The organism is Pantoea latae (assembly GCF_002077695.1).
Lineage (GTDB): Bacteria > Pseudomonadota > Gammaproteobacteria > Enterobacterales > Enterobacteriaceae > Pantoea > Pantoea latae.
The window spans coordinates 36,324-54,510 of sequence record NZ_MWUE01000026.1 but is presented as its reverse complement, the minus strand read 5'-3'; the positions used below and the strand labels follow the sequence as shown (position 1 = coordinate 54,510).

The 18,187-nt window shown below is 66.7% G+C and carries 1 protein-coding gene; it reads right to left on the bottom strand.

Going from position 1 to position 18,187, the window contains the following annotated elements; translation table 11 throughout:
• Positions 1–24: 24 nt before the first annotated feature.
• Positions 25–17,970 (bottom strand): Ig-like domain-containing protein, encoded by a 17,946-nt coding sequence (locus B2J69_RS23925; protein ID WP_143806313.1) that lies wholly within the window; start codon positions 17,968–17,970, stop codon positions 25–27.
• Between the last annotated feature and the right edge of the window lie 217 nt (positions 17,971–18,187).

The window sequence follows — 18,187 nt, the reverse complement described above, 5'->3', positions numbered from 1 at the left end:
CTTCCCTGCCAGACATAACGGCGGTTAAGCCGTGTGATTCTGGTGCGGTTGTTGCAGTAGCTCCTCCAGTGAAACGTTGACGCCCTCCAGCGTGACCAGCTGCGTGCTGCTGTAGGCGGTACCGGTGCCGTCGCGGTCAATCGACAGCACGGTATTGCCATCCGCAGTGTGGTCCACCTTCACGAAGTCATTAACGTTGCTGGTGGTGTCGTTCCAGCCGACCAGCAGACTGCTGACGTCGATCTTGTCGCCATCGGCGACAGAGAAATCGGTCCAGGTGTCGTGGCCGTTGCCGCCGACGGCATCTACGCTGCTCAGCAGGTGATACACCAGGGTATCGGCGCCTGCGCCAGCGGTGATGGTGTCGTCATAGGCGCTGCTGGTGAGCGCATCCGCACTGGCGGTGCCCGTGATGGTCGGATGCAGCTCGATGGTGAAGCTGTTGGTGGTGATGGTGCCGTCGGCCGCCGCCAGGCTGTAGCTGAACACCTCTTTGTGCGCGATCTCCTGCACGTTGACGGCGCTGTTGAGCGCGTAGGTGTAGTGACCGTCGGCTGTGATGGTCAGGGTCCCGTAATCGCCCGCTACCAGCGTGCTGCCGCTGCTGCTGACGGCGGTGGTCTGACCCGCCTCGTTGGTGATGCTCAGCGTGCCGCTATGGGTTGCCGTGCTGTCACCGTAGATGCTGCCGCTCGCCGTGGTGCCGTCATCGACGCTGGCTTCCGCAAACAGGCTGTTGACCGAGAAGAGCGTGGTCGCTGGCCCGTTATGCAGATCGACGGTCAGGGTGGCCGAGGTCACCGTGCCGCTGGCGTCGCGCACCGAGTAGCTGAAGACGTCGGTGGCGGGCACCGTGTCGGCGTCCAGACCCGCTTTCAGCGCATAGGTGTAGTTACCTTTGGCGTCGACGGTCAGGGTGCCGTAGGTGGTGTTGATCACCGTGTTACCGGTCGCCGCGATGGCGCCGCCCGATACCGTAGTCACCAGCGTACCTGTCGGCACCGTGCCAGCCACCGAACTGGTATCGTTCGCCAGCAGGTTGCCCGTCACGGTGGCCGCTATCGTCACCGCCGTATAGGTGATATCCGACGTGGTGGTCACGGTGGTTGACGGCAGAACGCCAACGCCGGTGCTGGTGCCCAGCAGCACGGCGTAGTTGCCGGTGCCGAGATTGCTGTAGGTCACGTTCGCGCCAGTCTGCGTACCGATGGTCAGCAGCGTGGAGATGTAGTTGGCCGAACTGGACTTCAGCGTCCAGGTGCCGTTCGCCTGCTGCTGATAGAGGTAGAGCGTGTAGTTGGCGGTCAGTGCAACCAGGCTGGTCGCCGAGGCGTGCAGCGTGACTGAACGCGTATCGCCCGTTCCCACGCTAAAGGTATAGGCGTTAGTGCTGTTCAGCACGCTGGCGCTCAGTACCGTACCCAGATTGACGCTCAGCAGCGCCGCGCTGGTAAAGCTGGTATTGGCGTTGGTGATGCTGCCAGCCTGCGTGGAGTAGTCCACCTCGGTCACATCGTTGGCCGCCACCACGCGGATGGCGCCCAGCACTGACGCGGCAGGCGAGACGTTGCCTGCGCTGTCGACCTGGGTGACCGACAGCGTCGCGCCGGTGGTCTGCGCCGTGGTCAGCGACACCGAGAAGCTGCCGTTGGCCGCCACGGTAGAGCTGCCGATGGCGTTGCCGCCCGCGTCGCGTACCGTCACCGTCGCGCCCGCTTCACCGCTACCGGTCAGCGTGGTGCCTGCCGTGTTGATCGCCAGCGCGGTTACCGCCGTCGGCGCCACGCTGTCGATGGTCACGCTGGCCGACGTCGTGGTGCTGACGTTGCCCGCCGTGTCGGTCACCGTGACGTTCAGCGCATGCGCGCCCTGCGTCAGCGTAGCGGTGGTGAAGCTCCAGGCGCCGCCGGTGCTGGCGGTAACACTGCCCAGCAGCGTTGCGCCGTCATAGATCCTGACCAGCGCGCCCGCTTCCGCCGTGCCGCTCAGCACCGGCGTGGTGTCGCGCGTTGCCCCGCCGCTCGGCACGGTGACGGTCGGCGTCACCGAGTCGTTGGTGATCACCAGCGTGCTGGCCGCCGGCGCCGTGGTGTCGATGGTCAGAGAGGCGTTGACGCCCGGACTGACGTTGCCTGCCGCATCGGTCGCGGTGACGGTCAGGGTGTGCGCGCCGCTCGCCAGCGTCGGGCTAATCAGGCTCCACTGTCCGTTGCTGCCCACGGTGGTGGTGCCCAACAGGGTGGCGCCTTCATAGACGCTGATCCGCGCGCCGACCTCGCCGCTGCCGCTCAACAGCGGCGTGGTGTCGTTGGTGACGCCGCCGTTAGGGATGGTCACCGGCGTGCTGCCGTTGTTGTTGCTCACCGTCAGCGCGGTGACTGCCGCCGGCGCCGTGGTGTCGACAATGACCGTGGCCGCCGTCGAACCGCTGACGTTGCCCGCCGCATCGGTCACCGTGACGTTGAGCGCATGCGTGCCCGCCAGCAGCGTCGGAGAGGTGAAGCTCCACGCCCCGCCGGTGCCTGCCGTCGCCGTGCCCAGCACGGTGGTGCCGTCATAGATGGTGACGCGACTGCCCGCCTCCGCCGTGCCGCTCAGGGTTGGCGTGCTGTCGTTGGTCGCACCGCCGTTCGCCACTACCGTGCCGGTAACGTCGTTGACAATCTGCAGCGTTGATGCCGTCGGTGCAACCGTATCCACCGTAATGGAAACCGTTGCCGACGCCGCGCTGGTGTTGCCCAGCGCATCGCGCACCGTCACGCTCAGCGGATGCACGCCGTTGCTCAGCGCGGCGGTGGTGAAGCTCCATGCGCCGTCGGCGCCCGCCGTCACCGAGCCGAGCGCCGTGGTGCCGTCATAAACGATCACCGTCGCGCCCGCTTCCGCCGTGCCGCGCAGCGTTGGCGTATTGTCATCGGTTACCGCACCGTTCGCCAGGTCGCCCTGAATAGTGCCGACGTTGTCGTTGATCGCCAGATTGGTGACCGCTGCCGGTGCCGTGGTGTCGACAGTCAGCGTCACCGTGGTCGGTGCGCTGGTGTTGCCCACTGCGTCGGTGGCGGTCACGCTCAGGGTATGCGCGCCGTCCGCCAGCGTCGGCGTGACGAAGCTCCACTGCCCGTTGCTGCCCGCCGTCACGCTGCCCAGCACCGTGGTGCCGTCAGTGATGGTGACGCGGCTGCCCGCCTCAGCGGTGCCGGTCAGCGCTGGCGTGTTGTCGTTGGTGCTGCCGTTGTTGGCAATCGGTACCGGCGTGGTGCCGTTGTTGTTGCTCGCCGTCAGGGTCACAGCCGCAGGCGGCGTGGTGTCCACCACGATGCTGGCCGTGGTGGAGCCGCTGACGTTGCCCGCCTGATCCGTGACCGTGACGCGCAGCGCATGGGTGCCCTCGCCGAGCGTCGTCGGCGCAAAGCTCCATGCGCCACCGGTGCCGACGGTGACGGTGCCCAGCGTGGTGGTGCCGTCATAAACGGTCACCACGCTGTTGGCTTCCGCCGTGCCGCTCAGCACTGGCGTATTGTCGCTGGTGGTGCTGCCGTTCGGCACCGTCACGTTGGCGGCGTCGTTGGTGATAACCAGCGTTGACGCCGCTGGCGCGACGGTGTCTACCGTAAGGTTGAACGGCGTTGCCGCGCTGGTGTTGCCCGCCGCGTTAGTCACGGTGACGTTGAGCGTGTGCTCGCCGTTGCTCAGCACGCCGGTGGTGAAGGTCCAGGCGCCGCCTGTACCTGCCGTCACCGTGCCAAGCAGCGTGGTGCCGTCATAGACGCTGACGATATTGCCTGCGGTGGTGGTGCCGCTCAGGGTTGGCGTGGCGTCATCAGTAAAGGCGCCGTTCGTCAGGTTGCCCTGGATCCCGCCTGCATTATCGTTAACCGTCAGGTCAGCGACCGGCGCTGGCGCGGTGGTCGCTACCGTCAGCGTCAGCAGCGCGGCCTCGCCGGTGTTGCCTGCGGCATCGGTCGCGGTCACGCTCAGGGTGTGCGCGCCGTCGGCCAGCGTCGGCGTAGTGAAACTCCACTGACCGTTGCTGCCCGCCGTGACGCTACCCAGCGCCGTACCGTTTTCAGAGATGATGATGCGGCTTCCCGCCTCCGCCGTCCCGGTCAGCAGTGGCGTGCTGTCGTTGGTGGTGCCGTTGCTGGCGATTGGCGTCGCCGTCGTGCCGTTGTTGTTGCTGGCGGCCAGCGTGACGGCACCGGGCGCGACGGTGTCGACCACCACCGTGGCGCTGCCGGACGGCACGCTGAGGTTACCCGCCACATCCCTGACGCGTGCGTTCAGTGTATGCGTACCCTCAGAAAGCGCGCCAGTGGTGAAACTCCATGTGCCGTCGCTGCCAACCGTGACCGAACCCAGCGCCGTAGTGCCGTCATAAACGGTGACCACGCCGCCTGCTTCGGCGGTGCCGCGCACCACCGGCGTCGCGTCATTGGTGGATCCGCCGTTCGGCACCGTGACATTGGTGATGTCGTTGGTGACGGTCAGCGTCGCCGGCGCCGCTGGAGCGATGGTGTCGACGGTAAAGGCGATCGCTTCCGAGCGCGAACTAATGTTGCCCGCCGCATCGGTAACCGTGACGCTCAGCGCGTGCGGCCCGTTGATCAGCAGCGGGGAAACAAAACTCCATGCGCCGCCGGTGCCCGCCGTAGCGGAACCGATTACCGTATCGCCGTCATAGACGGTGACCAGCGCACCCGCTTCCGCCGTGCCGCTCAGCTGCGGCGTGTTATCGTTGGTGGCGCCGTTATTGGCAATCTCCACCGGCGTGGTGCCATTGTTATTGTTTAGCAGCAGCGCGGTGGCCGTGACCGGTGGCGTGATATCGACGGTAAAGTTGATGGGGCCAGCCGGTTCGCCAGGCTCGTTATTGATATCGACGGTCGTGATAGAGATTGCATGCGCGCCCTCCGTCAGCGGCGTGGCAGGCGTAAAGCTCCAGATGCCGCCTGCGCCTACGGTCACGCTGCCCAGTGTGGTCGTGCCGTCCAGAATGGTGACCACGTCGCCTGCTGTGGCCACGCCGCTGATCACCGGCGTGGTGTCATCAGTAAACGCCCCGTTCTGCAGGTTAACCAGCGTGCTGCCAGCATCGTCGGTGATCTGCAGCGTGCTGGTGGTCGGCGGCAGGCCATTTTCGATAGTGATACCGACAGCCGTGGTCGCCGCGCCGACGTTGCCCGCCGCATCGGTCTGCGTAACGGTAAAGCTGTGCGCGCCGTTGCTCAGCGCCGCTGGCGTAAAGCTCCATGCGCCGCCTGCGCCCGCCGTCACCGTGCCGAGCAAGATATCGCCGTCATAGACGGAAACGGTGCTGCCCAGCTCCGCCGTGCCGCTCAGGATTGGCGTGTTGTCGTCGGTAAAGGCGCCATCAATCAGCGGGCCGGTGGTGACGCCCGCATTGTCGGTGATCACCAGATCGGCGATGGCCGCCGGCGGAGTGAGATCGACGTTAATGGTGTAAGGCTCAGCCTCGGCGCTGGTATTACCCGCCGCGTCGGTGACCGACACGGTATAGGTGTACTGCCCGTCGGCCAGCGTGCCGGTTTCAAAGCGCCAGACGCCGCTTTCATTCACCGTGGCGGTGCCGAGCAGCGTCTCGCCCTGATAGATATTCACCGTCGCGCCCGCCTCGGCGGTGCCGCGCAGCACCGGCGTTTCGTCATTGGTGTTACCGTCATTGCCGATGACAACCGGCGTCGCACCGTTGGTGTCGTAAATATCAAAGGTCGCCACCGGCTGCGGCGCGATAGTGTCTACCGTCAACGTGACAGATGAGGTGGCGCTAACGTTGCCCGCCGCATCAGTAACCGTGACGTTCAGCGTATGAAGGGCGTCAGAGAGTGCAGGCGCTGGCGTAATACTCCAGGCGCCATTGCCATCCGCCAGCACCGATCCCACCGCCGTGGTGCCGTCATAGACGGTGACCAGCGCGCCCGCCTCCGCCGTGCCGCTGACCGCTGGTGTGCTGTCGTTGGTCACGCCACCGTCGGCGATAGCGACGCCGCCATCGTTACGCAGCGTCAGTGCAGTCGCCGGTTCCGGCGGCGTCACGTCGACGCTAAAGGTAAAGGCCTCAGACCGTGCGCTGACGTTGCCGATCTCATCGGTGACCGTGGCGCTCAGTGCATGGGTGCCGTCCGCCAGCGTCGGCGTGTTAAAGGTCCACGCGCCCTCGCCGTCTGCCGTCGTCGAGCCAATCGCCACATCACCGTCGTAGATCGTAACCAGGCTGTTGGCTTCCGCCGTTCCCGTCAGCAGCAGCGTGTTGTCGCTGGTGGCGGCATTCGGCGTCAGCACCACCGGTTCTGCTCCGTTGTCGCTGCTGACCGACAACGCGGTCGCCACTGGCGCCACGGTATCGACGGTAAAGGCGATCGCGGTAGAAGGCGCGCTGACGTTGCCAGCCGCATCGGTAAGGGTCACCGTCAGGCTATGCAGGGCGTCGCTCAGCGTCGGCACCGAGAAGCTCCACAGGCCGTTAGCGCCGACCGTGGTGGTGCCGAGCGCGGTGGTGCCATCATAGACGGTCACGATAGTGCCCGCTTCACCGCTGCCGCTCAGCAGCGGCGTGCTGTCGCTGGTGGTGTCGCCGTTGGCGATCGCCACCGCCGTCGCGCTGTTGTCGCTGTTAAGGGCGATATCCAGCGCTGTCTCTGGCGCGGTCGCGTCAATCACTACGCTGATGGTAGCGGAGGCGCCAACGTTGCCCGCCGCATCGGTCGGCGTGACGGTAAAGGTATGGGTGCCGTCGCCCAGCGCAGACGGGGTATAGCTCCAGCTGCCGTCGTCGTTGACCGGGACGCTGCCCAGCAGCGTTGCGCCGTCATAAACGGTGACGGTGCCGCCCGCTTCCGCCAGGCCGCTCAGTACCGGCGTGCTGTCGTCGGTCAGGCCGCCGTCCGGGATGGCAACCCCCTCGGTGCCGCTGTCGTTGGTCAGCGCGAGGCTGGTGACCGCCGCTGGCGGCTGGGTATCGACATTCAGCGTAATGGCGTCGCTGGCCGCGCTGGCGTTGCCCGCCGCGTCGGTGACGATGGCGCTCAGGCTGTGCACGCCGTCGTTAAGCGTTGGCGAGGTAAAGCTCCAACTGCCGTCGTCCGCCACGGTGGCGCTGCCGAGCACCGCCGTGCCGTCCAGCACGGTGACAATGCTGCCCGCTGGCGCGGTGCCGCTCAGCACCGGCGTGTTGTCGTTGGTCAGGCCGCCCGGCTGGATGGCCGCGCCGGTAACGTCATTGGTCAGCGCCAGCTCGGTCGCCGCCTCTGGCGCGGCGGTATCGACGGTAAAGCTGACAGCAGGGGTATTGCCGCTGCTGTTGCCCGCCGCGTCGGTGACGGTGACGCTCAGGCTGTGCAGGCCGTCAGTCAGCGTCGGCGTGATAAAGATCCAGCTGCCGTCCGATCCGGCGGTCACAGATCCAATCGCCGCATCGTTGTCGAACACGGTGACGAGGCTGCCCGCTTCAGCCGTGCCGGTCAGTTCCGGCGTGGCGTCGTTAACGGTGCTGCCTTCCGCAATCGGCACCAGCGTCTGACCGGCGTTGTTATTGACCACCACATCGATCGGCAGCGTCGGCGCGGTGGTATCCACGCTGAAGTTAAAGGCGTCAGAGGTCGGGCCGACGTTGCCTGCCGCATCGGTTACGACGGTGGTGAGGCTGTAGTTGCCCTCGGCCAGCGTCGGCAGCGTATAGCTCCAGCTGCCGTCAGCGGCCACCGGCACCGTCGCCAGCAGCGTCGCGCCGTTAGAGATGCTGATCGAACTGCCTGGCTCTGCGGTGCCGCTCAGCACCGGCGTGGTGTCGTTGGTGGTGCCACCCGCCGTGATAACCGCGCCGCTGGCATCGTTGGTGAGCAGCAGATCGGCTGCCGCCGCAGGCGCGCCGGTGTCGATGCTGAAGCCGATCGACTCGGATGGTGCGCTGCTGTTGCCGGTGGCGTCAGTAACGGTCGCGCTCAGGCTGTGCGCCCCTTCGCTCAGGGTCGGCGCGGTAAAGCTCCAGTTGCCGTCTGCATCGACCGTCGCGGTGCCGAGCACCGTGGTACCGTCGAGCACGGTCACCGTGCCGCCCGCCGACGCGGTGCCGCTCAGCACCGGCGTGGTGTCGTTGGTCTGGCCGCCCGCGGTAATGGCCGTGTTGCTGCCGTCGTTGGTCAGCGCCAGATCCGCCGGTGCCGCTGGCGGCGTCAGGTCGATGCTAAAGACGTAGGCTGCCGACGCCGTGCCGGTGTTACCGGCGGCATCGGTCACGGTGGCGGTCAGGCTGTGATCGCCCGCTGCCAGTTCTGGTGTGGTAAAGCTCCAGTTGCCCTCTGCATCTACCGCGACAGAGCCCAGCGCCGCGTCGCCGTCGAACAGCGTGACGACGCTGCCCGGCTCAGCGGTGCCGCTCAGCACCGGCGTCACGTCATTGGTCGTGCCGTTCGCCGGGATCGCCGAGCCGCTCTGATCGTTAACCAACGTCAGGCCCAGCGCCGCCTCCGGCGCCACCGTATCCACCGTAAAGCTCAGCGCATCAGTCGGCGCGCTGACGTTGCCCACCGCATCGGTCACGGTGGCGCTCAGGCTGTGTGCGCCCTCGGCCAGCGTCGGCGAGGTAAAGCTCCAGTTGCCGTCGTTGCCCACCGTGACGCTGCCCAGCGGGGTATCGCCGTCAGAAACGGTCACGATGCTGCCCGCCTCGGCGGTGCCGCTCAGCACCGGCGTGGCGCTGTTGGTCAGGCCGCCCGCGGTAATCGCCGTGCCGCCTTCAGTGCTGCTGAGCAGCAGATCGGCTGCCACCACCGGCGGCGTGGTATCCACGGTAAAGGCCACCGCATCTGAAGCCGGACCGGCGTTACCCGCTGCATCGGTGACCACGGCCGTCAGGCTGTGGTCGCCTTCGCTCAGCGCCGGCGTGGTGAAGCTCCAGTTGCCGTCGGTGCCTACCGCTGCCGAACCGAGCGCCGTATCGCCGTCATAAACGGTGACAAAGCCGCCCGCCTCGCCGGTGCCGCTCAGCACCGGCGTCGGATCGTTGGTCACGGTGCCGTCAATCGCCACCGGCGTGCCGCTCTGATCGTTGCTGAGCAGCAGGTCGCCCGCCGCAGCCGGCGCCACCGTATCAACAGTAATCAGCACTGGCGTGGTGGCGCTGCTGCTGTTGCCTGCCGCATCGGTGACCACCGCGCTCAGGCTGTGGTCGCCATCATCCAGCGTCGGCGTGGTGTAGCTCCAGTTGCCGTCGTTGCCCACCGTCACGCTGCCCAGCGGGGTGTCGCCGTCGGAAACGGTCACGATGCTGCCCGGCTCGGCGCTGCCGCTCAATACCGGCGTGGCGTTATTGATCAGGCTGCCGGAAGCGATCGGCGCGCCGTCATTGCTCAGCACCACATCTGCCGGCAAGGCTGGCGGCAGGGTGTCGACGGTGATGGCGACAGGATCGGAGGCAGGACCCGCGTTCCCCGCTGCATCCGTCACAGTGGTCGTCAGGCTGTGATCGCCGTCGGAGAGCGCTGGCGTGGTGAAGCTCCAGCTGCCGTCGGTGCCCACCGTTGCCGTGCCCAGCACGGTGTCGCCGTCGGAGATGGTGACGGTGCTGCCCGGCTCGGCGCTGCCGCTCAGCGTCGGCGTATTATTGTTGGTCGGCGCATCTGTGCCGACCGGATCGCCGTTGGCGTCGGTCAGCGCGATGTCCGCTGCTGCTGCCGGCGCCACGGTGTCGACGGTCAGCGTCAGCGGCGTGGACGCGACCAGATTGCCGGTGGCGTCGGTATAGCTGGCGAGGAAGGTATAGGTGCCATCCGCCAGCGTGGCGGGCGTAAAGCTCCACTGTCCGCTGGCGTCAGCGGTAACGCTGCCCAGCGCGACATCGTTGCTGAAGATCGTCACCAGCACGCCCGCGGTGGCCAGCCCACTGAGGATCGGCGTGGTGTCCTGCGTGCTGGCGCCGTCGGCCAGCGGGAGCAGCGGGCTACCGCTGTCATCGGTCGCCTCCAGCGAGACGGTGGCAGGCGGCAGGCCGGCCTGAATGTTCAGGTTAAAGGCTGGCGTCGCCAGGCTGACGTTGCCCGCCGCGTCGGTCACGGTCACCGTCATGCTGTGGCTGCCGTTGCTCAGGGCGATAGTGGTCAGACTCCAGTTGCCGTTGCCGTCTGCCGTGGCGCTGCCCAGCAGCACGTCGCCTTCGTAAACGGTAACCCGCGCGCCCGCTTCGGCCTGACCGCTAAGGGTTGGCGTGTTGTCGTCGGTGGTGTCGCCTGAGGCCAGTGCTCCCTGGCTACCGCCCACATCGTCAGACACGACCAGATTGCTGGCCGCGGCTGGCGGCGTGGTATCAACGGTAAAGGTTAGCGGCGTTGAGGCTGGGCCGGTGTTGCCCGCCGGATCGGTGACGGTGGTCGTCAGGCTGTGCGCCCCTTCCGCCAGCGCAGGCGTGGTAAAGCGCCAGCCGCCGTCAGCATTCACGGTTGCCGTGCCGAGCAGTATGCCGTTGTTAAGCACGCTGACGGTACTGCCAGGCTCCGCCGTGCCGCTCAGGATCGGCGACACGTCATTGGTGACGCCGCCTTCGCTGACCGGCACGCTGATGCTGCCGGCATCGCCGCTGAGCTGCAGATCGCCTGCCGCCTCCGGCGCAACCGTGTCGATAGTCAGGGTCAGCGGTCCGGCGCTGGTGGTCGTGCCGTCAGGATTAACAACGGTGGCGGTAAAAGTATGCGGGCCGTTCGCCAGCGAGAAGAGGCGGAAGAACCACTGGCCGTTGCCGTCTGCCGTAGCGCTGCCCAGCTCAGTCTGGCCGTCAAACAGCGTGACCACGCTGCCTGCGGCGGCCAGACCGTTTAGCACCGGGCTGTCGTCATTGGTTACCGCGCCGTCGGTCAGCGGCGTGGTTGTTGTGCCTTCGTCATTCACCGCCTCGAGGGTGGTGGTGGCAGGCGGCAGACCGCCGTCGATGGTCAGGGTAAAGGCGTCGGAGGCCGGGCTAACGTTGCCTGCCGCGTCGGTGACGGTGGTAGTCAGGCTATGCAGGCCGCTGCTGAGCGTCGGCGTGGTGAAGCTCCAGCTACCGTCGGTGTCGACGGTGGTGTATCCCAGAACCACCTCGCCATCATAGATCGTCACCAGCGCGTTGGCTTCGCCCTGACCGCTGAGGGTCGGCGTGCGGTCGTCGGTGGTGTCGCCAGAGGCGAGCGCGCCCTGATCGACGCCCACGTCATCGGTGACAACCAGGCCACTGGCGGCTTCAGGCGCGGTGGTGTCGACGTTGAAGGCCAGCGGCGCGGAGGCCGGGCCGGTGTTGCCTGCCGGATCGGTTACCGTCGCCGTCAGGCTGTGGCCCCCTTCCGCCAGCGCTGACGTCGTGAAGCTCCAGCTGCCGTCGCTGCCCACTGTCGCCGTGCCCAGCGTGGTAGCGCCATCGAGGATAGTCACGGTGCTGCCAGGTTCTGCGGTGCCGCTGAGTACCGGCGTGGTATTGCTGGTCGCGCCGCCCGCTTCAATCGGCTGAATGGTGCCGCCGCTGTTATCAAGCAGCGTCAGATCGGCTGGCGCAGCTGGCGGCGTAGCGTCTACGACGAAGGTAATCGGCGCGGAAGGCGCGCTGACGTTGCCCGCCGCATCGGTCACGGTGGCGGTCAGGCTGTGGTTGCCTTCCGCCAGCGCTGGCGTGGTGAAGCTCCAGCTGCCGTCCTGGCCAACCGTGGCGCTGCCCAGCACGTTGCTGCCGTCAGACACGGTGACAACGCTGCCCGGCTCTGCCGAGCCGCTCAGCAACGGGGTCGCGTCGTTAGTCGCGCCGGTGGTGACAGGAACCGCCGTGCCGCTGGCGTCGCTGCTCAGCAGCAGGCCGCTCACGGGTTCCGGCGCAACGCTGTCAATAGTAATAGTCAGCACCGGCGACGGCGTGATTGTGCCGTCTGCGTTGGTGGTATCAGCGCGGAAGGCGTAGCTGCCATCCTCCAGCGCCGCTGGGGTAAAGCTCCACTGGCCGCTGGCGTCGGCGGTGACGCTGCCGATGACCGTATCGCCGTTGTAGAGCGTCACCAGCGCGTTGGCGGTGGTCAGGCCGCTGAGAACCGGCGTCGTGTCGCGGGTGCTGGCGCCGTCGGCCAGATCGACAAGGGTGCTGCCGCTGTCGTCGGTCACCTCCAGCGAGGCGGTGGCAGGCGGCAAGGCTGCATCGATGGTCAGATCGAACGCGGCAGTCGGCGCGCTGACGTTGCCCACCGCGTCGGTCACGGTGACGGTAAAGCTGTGCAGGCCGTTGCTCAGCGCGTCGGTGGTAAAGCTCCAGTTGCCCTCGCCGTCCGCCGTGGTGGTACCCAGCAGCGTGTCGCCGTCGTAGACGCTAATCAGGCCGTTGGCCTCCGCCGTGCCGCTCAGGGTCGGCGTGCTGTCGTCGGTGGTGTCGCCGGAGGCGAGCACGCCCTGGTCGACGCCCGCGTCGTCGCTCACCGTCAGATCGACAATGGCGTCAGGCGCGGTGGTGTCGACCGTGAAATCGAGCGCCGGAGAGGCCGGGCCAACGTTGCCCGCCGCATCGGTCACGGTGGTGGTCAGGCTGTGGCCGCCGTCGGCCAGATCGGTCGCGGTAAAGCTCCAGCGACCATCCTGACCGACCGTCACGGTGCCGAGCACCGCGTCGCCGTCAGAGATGGTCACGGTGCTGCCCGGCTCGGCGCTACCGCTCAGCACCGGCGAGGCGTCGCCCGTGGTGGTGCCTGCGGTCACCGGCACGGAGACGCCGTTGCTGTCGCTGTTCAGCGTCAGATCGGCCGCGGCAGCCGGTGCCTGGGTATCAAGGGTAAAGGTCACCGGCGTGGTCGCCGCGCTGGCGTTGCCCGCCGCATCGGTGACTACTGCCGTCAGGCTGTGGCTGCCGTCGGCCAGAGCCGGCGAGGTAAAGCTCCAGCTGCCGTCTTCGCCAACCGTGGCGGTGCCCAGCACGGCGTCGCCGTCAGAGACGGTAACGGTGCTGCCCGGCTCGGCGCTGCCGCTCAAGACCGGCGCGTTGTTGTTGGTCAGGCCGCCGCTGACAATGGGATCGCCACTGGCGTCAACCAGCGTAACGTCCGCAGCGGTTTGCGGCGCGACGGTATCAACAGTAATCGCCAGCGTGGCGGAGTCGGCGGTGTTACCTGCGGCGTCGGTGACACTGGCGCGGAAGTCATAGCTGCCGTCCGTCAGCGCCTGCGGCGTAAAGCTCCACTGGCCGCTGGCGTCGGCGGTGACGCTGCCGATGGCGGTATCGCCGTTATAAAGCGTCACCAGCAGCCCGGCCGTGGTGACGCCACTCAGCACCGGCGTCGTATCGCGCGTGCTGGCGCCGTCGGCTAAATCCACCGGCGCGCTGCCGCTGTCGTCCGAGACCGTCAGCGTGACGGTGGCCGGCGGCTGCGTGGCGGCGACGGTGAGGTCGAACGGCGCGGTCGCCGCGCTGACGTTGCCTGCCGCGTCGGTCACGGTCAGGGTCAGGCTGTGCGGGCCATCGGCCAGAACCGGCGAGGTGAAACTCCAGTTGCCGTCGGTGCCAACACTGGCCGTGCCGAGCAGCGTGTCGCCATCGTAGACGCTGACCACGCTGTTGGCTTCCGCCGTGCCGCTCAGGGTCGGCGTGTTATCGTCGGTGGTTGCGCCAGAGGCGAGCTCGCCCTGCAGAGCGCCGACATCATCAGTGACCGTTACGCCGGCGGCCGTTTGCGGCGCAGTGGTATCCAGCGTGAAGGTGACTGGCGTGGAAGGCGCGCTGACGTTGCCCGCCGCATCGGTGACGGTGGCGGTCAGGCTGTGGTCGCCTTCGGCAAGGGCTGGCGAGGTGAAGCTCCAGTTGCCGTCCTGGCCAACCGTGGCGCTGCCCAGCACGTTGGTGCCGTCAGACACGGTAACGATGCTGCCCGGCTCCGCCGTGCCGCTCAGCACGGGTGCGGTGCTGTTGGTGGCGCCGTCGTTGACGATTGGATCGCCGTTGGCATCGGTCAACGCGACATCCGCCGCGACCGCCGGCGCCACGGTGTCAACGGTAATGGTAAGCACCGGCGACGGCGTGATTGTGCCGTCTGCGTTGGTGGTGTCAGCGCGGAAGGCGTAGCTGCCATCCTCCAGCGCCGCGGGCGTAAAGCTCCACTGACCGCTGGCATCGGCGGTGACGCTGCCGATTGCGGTATCGCCGTTGTAGAGCGTCACCAGGGCGTTAGCGGTGGTCAAACCGCTCAGCACCGGCGTCGTGTCGCGGGTGCTGGCGCCATCGGCCAGGTCGACAAGGGTGCTGCCGCTGTCGTCGGTCACCTCCAGCGAGGCGGTGGCAGGCGGCAAGGCTGCGTCGACGTTCAGGTCAAACGCAGCAGTCGGCGCGCTGACGTTGCCTGCCGCGTCGGTGACGGTGACGGTAAAGCTGTGCAGGCCGTTGCTCAGCGCGTCGGGGGTAAAGCTCCAGCCGCCGCTGGCGTCCGCCGTCACGGTGCCAAGCAGCGTGTCGCCGTCATACACGCTGACGAGGCTGTTTGCTTCCGCCGTGCCGCTCAGAGTCGGCGTGCTGTCGTCGGTGGTGTCGCCCGAGGCGAGCGCGCCCTGGTCAACGCCCACGTCATCATTGATCACCAGATCGGCAATCGCATCTGGCGCAACCGTATCCACAGTAAAGAGCAGCGCTTCAGAGGCCGGTCCGGTGTTGCCCGCCGCATCGGTCACGGTGGTGGTGAGGCTGTGGCCGCCGTCGGCCAAATCGGTCGCGGTAAAGCTCCAGCGACCGTCGCCGCCGACCGTCGCCGTGCCGAGCACGATGTCGCCATCAGAGATGGTCACGGTGCTGCCCGGCTCGGCGCTGCCGCTCAGCACCGGCGAGGCGTCGCCCGTGGTGGCGCCTGCGGTCACCGGCACGGAGACGCCGTTGCTGTCGCTGTTCAGCGTCAGATCGGCCGCAGCGGCCGGTGCCTGGGTATCGAGGGTAAAGGTCACCGGCGTAGTCGCCGCGCTGGCGTTGCCCGCCGCATCGGTGACTACTGCCGTCAGGCTGTGGCTGCCATCGGCCAGCGCTGGCGAGGTAAAGCTCCAGCTGCCGTCGGCGCCAACCGTGGCGGTGCCCAGCACGGTGTCGCCGTCAGAAACGGTGACGGTGCTGCCCGGCTCGGCGCTGCCGCTCAGCACCGGCGCGTTGTTGTTGGTCAGACCGCCGCTGACAATCGGATCGCCGTTAGCGTCAACCAGCGCAACGTCCGCAGCGGTGGCGGGCGGCAAGGTGTCGATGGTGATAGCCAGCGTGGCGGAATCAACCGCATTGCCTGAAGCGTCAGTGACGCTGGCGCGGAAGTCATAGCTGCCATCGCCCAGCGCCGCTGGCGTAAAGCTCCACTGCCCGTTGATGTCGGCGGTGACGCTACCGATCGCGGTATCGCCATTGTAGAGGGTCACCAGCGCATTAGCGGTGGTCTGTCCGCTCAGGGTCGGCGTGGTGTCGCGCGTACTGGCGCCATCAGCCAGTTCAACCGGCGCCGCGCCGCTGTCGTCGGTGATTACCAGCGTGCTGGCTGCGGGCGGTTCGCCTGCGGCGACAGTCAGGTCAAACGGCGCTGTCGGCGCGCTGACGTTGCCTGCCGCATCGGTTACGGTCAGGGTCAGACTGTGCGGGCCGTTGCTCAGCGCCGGCGGCGTGAAGGTCCAGTTGCCGTCGGGGCCGACGGTCAGGCTGCCGATAGCGACGCCGTTATCGTAAATCGTCAGCAGCGAAGCTGGCTCGGCCTGGCCGCTGAGGATCGGGGTGGCGTCATCGGTGGTGGCGCCAGAGGTCAGCGGACCGGTGCTGTCACCCACATCATCGGTGACCACCAGGCCGCTTGCTGCTTGCGGCGCCTGCGTATCGACCGTAAAAGCAATCGGCGCGGAAGCCGCGCTGACGTTGCCCGCCGCATCCGTTACCGTCGCCGTCAGGCTATGGCTGCCGTCGGTCAGAACAGGCGTGGTGAGGCTCCAGCTGCCGTCTGCGTTGACGGTGGCCGTGCCCAGCAGCGTGTCGCCGTCGCGTACGGTGACGGTGCTGCCCGGCTCCGCGCTGCCGCTCAGCGTCAGGGTATTATCGTTGGTTGCCCCGCCTGCGGTAACCGCCGCGCCGTCGTCGTTGATCAGCAGCAGATCGGCCGGCGTCGTCGGCACGGCAGTGTCGATAGTGATGGTCAGCACCGCCGATGGGGTGATGCTGCCGTCCGCGTTAGTGGTGTCGGCGCGGAAGGCGTAGCTGCCGTCTCCAAGCGCAGCCGGCGTAAAGTTCCACTGGCCGCTGGCGTCGGCGATGACGCTGCCCAGCACCTGCTCGCCATTATAAAGCGTCACCAGCGCGCCAGCAGTCGTCAGGCCACTCAGGATTGGGGTGTTATCGGCGGTTGATGCGCCGTCAGAGAGCTGCACCAGGGTGCTGCCGCTGTCATCGGTAATCTCCAGCGAGCTGGTGGCTGGCGGCACGTCCGCCGCGACGTTAACCACGATGGCTGCGGTTGATCCGCTGACGTTGCCCGCCGCGTCGGTGACGGTCGTTGTCAGGCTGTGGCTGCCGTTGCTCAGAGCAGGCGTCGTAAAGCTCCAGCTGCCGTCGGCGCCGACTGTAACCGTGCCGAGTAAGGTGTCGCCGTCATAGACGCTGACGATGGTGCCCGCTTCGGCCTGCCCGCTCAGCGCAGGCGTATTGTCGTCGGTGGAGCTGCCGGAGGCGAGCGGCCCCTGGCTGTCGCCGACGTTATCCGTCAACTGCAAATTAGTGGCTGCGTCTGGCGCGACGGTGTCAACAGTGAAGGTGAGCGTGGTCGCCGGGCTGACGTTGCCAGCCGCATCGGTCGCGGTGATGCTCAGCGTATGGCTGCCTTCGCTGAGGGTGGCGGCGGTAAAGGACCAGCGTCCGTCGCTGTCTGCGATGACCGTGCCCAGCACGGTGCCGTTATCGGAAATGGTAACCGTACTGCCCGCTTCAGTGGTGCCCTGCAGCGTTGGCGTGGCGTCATTTGTCGCGCCGTTTGCGGCGATGGGCGTCACAATCGCGCCCGTGTCGCTGGTTGCGCTGAAGTCAGTGATTGCGGGTGCGACAGTGTCAACGGTAAAAGAGAGAGGATCGGTGGCGCTGCTGGTATTGCCCGCCGCATCGGTGACCGTTACCGTCAGGCTGTGCTGGCCGTCCGCCAGCGTCGGAGAAGTGAAGCTCCAGCTGCCGTCGGCGTTGACGGTGACCGTGCCTAACAGCGTGCCGTTATCGTAAACGCTGATGGTAGCGCCCGCTTCTGCGGTGCCGCTTAAGACAGGCGTGTTGTCGTCGGTAGTGGCGCCTGCGGTAATTGCGCCCTGAATGCTGCCGACGTTATCGCTCACCACCAGATTAGTGACCGCGCCAGGGGCAGTGGTATCGCCGCCGCCTGTGCCGCCGCCATTATCGCCGCCGCCCGTGCCGCCGCCATTATCGCCGCCGCCCGTGCCGCCGCCATTATCGCCGCCGCCCGTGCCGCCGCCATTATCGCCACCGCCTGTGCCGCCGCCGGTATCGCCGCCGCCCGTGCCGCCGTCGCCCGGCGTTTGCCCGGTTTCAGAGGAGTTACCGCCGCCGCCGCCGGAACCGGCGAACATCGCTGCGATGCCCGCCAGCGCCGCGCCGCCGATACCAAAGGCGGCAATGGTATTGTCACTGGTCAGGTTATCCGCCAGCAGCCCTTCGGTGCTGTCGATAGAGACAAACTGGAAGCCCTGCTGGCCGGGATCTTCGACCCACCACAGCGCGCCCTGGTCATCCTGCAGCACCAGATCGCTGTCGCCTGTCGGACTATAAAAATTATGAATAACAACGGTTTCGCCGGAATGCGTTGTGACAACGAGGTCATTGCCGTTGCGCGCGAAGGATTTGATATCAGATCGATTGAGGTTGAGCTTAACCAGACTCGGAGTGGTCAAATTAACGTCGCTGCCACTCAGCTGCGAGGCGATCGTGCCGCCTTTAGGCGTTACCGAGATATTATTCATGTTATGTATATCCCACTGAGGTTATTAATATTCATAAAAATGCCCGGCACCTTGTGATACCGGGTATATCCGTGAATAACGCTGTGTGCTATTCACTCCCCTCCTGGTCGATCCCATCCTCTTCGACGAAATCGCACTGAGCCGTATAAATCCTTATCCTGGTGAGGGAATCACTTTTATTTTTTCTAATAACCACAATGGGCAAGCCTGCTCCGCT